Raw genomic sequence first — 3,752 nt, forward strand, 5'->3', positions numbered from 1 at the left:
GCGCCCGCCTTCGCGAGCTCCAGTGCGATTTCCTTGCCGATGCCGCTTGCGGCACCCGTGACGACTGCGGTCTTGCCGCTCAGATCTGCTGCCATGTCCGTCTCCTTCCGTTATCGGATCGAAAAAGCGCGCCCCGCTGCATCCGCTTTCGTCGCGCGGTCATGCAGGCAGGCCAGCCGCTATTGTGCACGATCGGCCCCGCCGTTCGCGCGCAAAACGTCTAAGCTTAAGGTCGGTTCCGAGTCGCGGGAGATTCACATGCGCTATCGACGGCTAGGCCGCTCCGGCCTGCAGATCAGCGAGCTTTCGCTCGGGTCGTGGGTCACCTACGGCAACCAGGTCGACCAGCGGGTCGCTCGCGAATGCCTGGCGGCGGCCCGTGATGCGGGCGTCAATTTCTTCGATAACGCCGAGGTCTACGCGGGCGGCAAATCCGAGGAAATCATGGGTCAGGCGCTCAAGTCGCTCGGCTGGCCGCGCATCAGCTACCTCGTGTCCACGAAGTTCTTCTGGGGGCTCGCGGAAGCCCCGAACCAGTACCACACGCTGAACCGGAAATATCTGCTGAACGCGATCGACGGCTCGCTGCGCCGGCTGCAGCTCGACCATGTCGACCTCGTGTACTGCCATCGCCCCGATCCGAACACACCGATCGAGGAGACCGTCTGGGCGATGAGCGATATGATCGTCCGCGGCAAGGCGCTGTACTGGGGCACATCCGAATGGAGCGCCGACGAAATCCGCGCCGCGTGCGAGATTGCCGACCGGCACCATCTGCACAAGCCGGTCGTCGAGCAGCCGCAGTACAACCTGTTCCACCGCACCCGGGTCGAGCAGATCGGCGACAACATGCGCGCGCTCGACGTTGCCGCGAAGCTGACGCCGGCGGTCAAGCAACGCATCGAGGAGGCCGTCGGCGACGCATACGAGTAAGGCGACTCACGTCCACTCGCGTACAATACGCGGCCGCATTGGCGCGCGGTCAGACGGCCGCGCGCGATCGTCCGTTTTCATCGATTCATCCTTCGTTTCAGGCAGCCAGCCATGCTCAGTTATCGTCACGGTTTTCACGCAGGCAACCACGCGGACGTGCTCAAGCACGCCGTCGTCGTTCAACTGCTGCGCTACCTGAACAAGAAAGACAAGTCGTACTGGTACATCGACACGCACGCCGGCGCCGGCGTGTATTCGCTGCGCGACGGTTATGCGGCCAAGACAGGGGAATTCGACACTGGCATCGGCCCGCTGTGGAACGACAAGAACCTGCCCGAGGCGCTCGGCGACTACATCGACGAGGTACGCGCGCTGAACGACGATGGCGAGCTACGCTACTATCCGGGCTCTCCGTATCTCGCATGGCGATCGATGCGCGAGCAGGACCGGATGCGCCTGTTCGAAATGCATACGACGGAAATCGACGTGCTGCGTCACAACTTCCGCGACGCAGGGCGCCGCGCGATGATTTTCGCCGGTGACGGCTTCGAGGGCATCAAGGCGCTGCTGCCGCCGCCACCGCGACGCGCGCTTGTGCTGATCGATCCGTCCTATGAGGACAAGAAGGACTACGCTCGCACGGTGACTTGCGTAACGGAATGCCTGAAACGTTTCGCGACCGGCTGTTACGCGATCTGGTATCCGCAGGTTGCGCGGGTGGAATCGCAGCGTTTTCCGGAGCAGCTCAAGCGCCTGCAGCCGAACAACTGGCTGCACCTGACGCTGACGGTATCGAATGCGCCGGCAGACGGACTGGGCCTTTACGGCAGCGGAATGTTCATCCTGAATCCGCCGTACACGCTCGCGCAGAGCATGAACGAAGCGCTGCCCTATCTCGTCGAACGCCTGGGACAGGACAGTGGCGCCCGGTGCCAGATCGAGCACCGCGGGAACTGAGCGAACGGCTTTCCGTTACGGCTGCGGTCTTGGCTGATTGGCCGGTGACACGCTCCAGCCCGGCACATTGATATACGGCGCGACAAACAGCGGGACCGATGAATTCGCTCCCTGCCCGGCCGGCGCTCGCATGCCCGCGGGTTCAACGATCGGCTCCGACGATAACGGAGCCGTTTGCAACACCAGTCCGCCCTTGCCATCCTGGATCCCGCGTTGCGTATCGAGAATCAGCGGCTTGGACGACGTCGCCGCACCGGCCGCTGCTCCGTGAGCGAGCACCACAGCCGCCAGAACGAGACGCGCGCGGGAAACGTGACGCACATCGAGACGCAAGCGCATGGTCGTATTCTTCCGGTTGAAAAGCAGGTCCATACCATAGCGCCGCGCCGGCGATTGCGCCAGATCAAGCGCACAAAAAACAAAGCCCCGTCAACACGGGGCTTGCTTTTCGTTCGGTGCCACACGGCACCTGACGGTGACTTCGATTACAGCGCGTAGCCGTTGGTCTCGAGCGAACGGATACGGCTTTCGAGCTGGACGATGTCCGACGACGTGGCGAGGTAAGCCTCACGGCGCTCACGTTCTGCGGATTCGAACCAGTTGCTCAGCTTTTCAACGATGTAGGCGATCATGATGTTCTCCAAGGAAGGGGGGACCCCTGGCGAATCGAGATTCAGGGATTTCCCGTATAGGGTTATCCCGAATTATAGCGATGCCGTACCAAGATGCTAGTGAAATGCTTGCATGGAAGCCATTCCTAATTGGAATGGTTTATGAAATACCTTGTTTAACCTACTGATTTTTAAGGATATTGGCTAGAAGCTCATTTTTCAGCCTCGAGGATGTGCACTAATCCGGTTCACTAACTGGGTCGGCCAGGCGCGCCAGGATCGGGCATTCGGGCCGCTCGTCACCATGGCAGTGCGCGGCGAGATCGGCTAGCGTATTGCGCATGTCGCTCAATTCCGCGATGCGTTTGTCGAGCTCGGCCACGTGCTCGAGGGCGATCGACTTCACTTCGGCGCTGGCGCGGGCGCGGTCCTGCCAGAGCATCAGCAGCTTGCGGATATCCTCGACGAGAAAACCGAGCCGCCGTGCCTGGCGGATGAAACGCAGGATATGGACTTCATCCGAACCGTAGATCCGGTATCCGGCGTCGCTACGCTTGCTCGGCGCAAGGAGGCCGACCTGTTCGTAGTACCGGATCATTTTTGCGCTGACGCCGGATTCGCGCGACGCGTCGCCGATATTCATTCCCTGCCCTCTCTGCATCAAGCACTGGTTCGAACATGAACGTCGACGCAAGCAGCCGTCGACGACACTTCGATCGTATCAAATCGGGCGATTTCGTTCCGGCGTGGGCGATGACGACGGATCGACAGCAATCCGGATGTACTTATTGAAGTGGGTGGCTGCGGAATCTGCTGGTTCGAAACAGCATGCAGTTTGTATCGGCGCTCACCGACGACCACGCCAACGCCTGCCAAGATCGTGTTTTCATCGGGCCAATGCAAAAACCCCCGCCTTTACGGGCGGGGGTTCTTGGCTTAGGGAGCCTGACGATTACCTACTTTCACACGGGAATCCGCACTATCATCGGCGTAGAGTCGTTTCACGGTCCTGTTCGGGATGGGAAGGGGTGGGACCGACTCGCTATGGTCATCAGGCAAAGAGGGTTGTCCTGCTGGCGTGGCCAACAGAACCAATCTTGGAAGAAGCAGTAATTTTGAGTTGTGTGTATCACACACGAGAATCCAACCGTCCGACGCGCTCTGTAGCGCGAAACAGACTTGTTATAGGATCAAGCCTTACGGGCAATTAGTATCAGTTAGCTGAACGCATTACTGCGCTTACACACCTGA

Annotated in this window: 6 protein-coding genes and 1 rRNA gene; 2 read left to right on the forward strand and 5 right to left on the reverse strand. The window is 60.3% G+C overall.

The annotated features are described in order from the left end of the window. The coding region (locus DIE06_RS37365; RefSeq protein WP_124496677.1) for an SDR family NAD(P)-dependent oxidoreductase at window positions 1–95 on the reverse strand (95 nt) is incomplete at its 3' end. Window positions 96–258: 163 nt separating this feature from the next. On the opposite strand from DIE06_RS37365, the gene DIE06_RS37370 reads away from it, so the two are divergent. After that, window positions 259–933, forward strand: a complete 675-nt coding sequence (locus tag DIE06_RS37370) for an aldo/keto reductase (RefSeq protein ID WP_124665702.1) — start codon at window positions 259–261, stop codon at window positions 931–933. A 111-nt stretch (window positions 934–1,044) separates the two neighbouring features. Then, a complete protein-coding gene (locus DIE06_RS37375) occupies window positions 1,045–1,890 on the forward strand; it encodes a 23S rRNA (adenine(2030)-N(6))-methyltransferase RlmJ (protein WP_124665703.1) in 846 nt (281 codons plus the stop codon). A gap of 15 nt (window positions 1,891–1,905) precedes the next feature. Here DIE06_RS37375 and DIE06_RS37380 read toward each other — a convergent pair whose 3' ends face one another. From DIE06_RS37380 to rrf, 4 genes are all read right to left on the reverse strand, one after another. Beyond that, the gene (locus DIE06_RS37380; RefSeq protein WP_124665704.1) at window positions 1,906–2,262 is read right to left on the reverse strand and encodes a hypothetical protein; all 357 of its coding nucleotides are present in this window, start codon (window positions 2,260–2,262) and stop codon (window positions 1,906–1,908) included. A 113-nt stretch (window positions 2,263–2,375) separates the two neighbouring features. After that, window positions 2,376–2,522 carry a DUF3563 family protein gene (locus tag DIE06_RS37385; RefSeq protein WP_124665705.1) on the reverse strand — a complete coding sequence of 49 codons (147 nt, stop codon included), beginning with the start codon at window positions 2,520–2,522 and terminating at the stop codon, window positions 2,376–2,378. Between the two features lie 217 nt (window positions 2,523–2,739). Further along, a complete protein-coding gene (gene cueR / locus DIE06_RS37390; RefSeq protein ID WP_124665706.1) occupies window positions 2,740–3,144 on the reverse strand; it encodes a Cu(I)-responsive transcriptional regulator in 405 nt (134 codons plus the stop codon). A gap of 300 nt (window positions 3,145–3,444) precedes the next feature. Then, window positions 3,445–3,557: ribosomal RNA gene (gene rrf, locus DIE06_RS37395) — 5S ribosomal RNA — on the reverse strand. Window positions 3,558–3,752: the final 195 nt, after the last annotated feature.

Source organism: Burkholderia sp. Bp8998 (genome assembly GCF_003854235.1).
Lineage (GTDB): Bacteria > Pseudomonadota > Gammaproteobacteria > Burkholderiales > Burkholderiaceae > Burkholderia.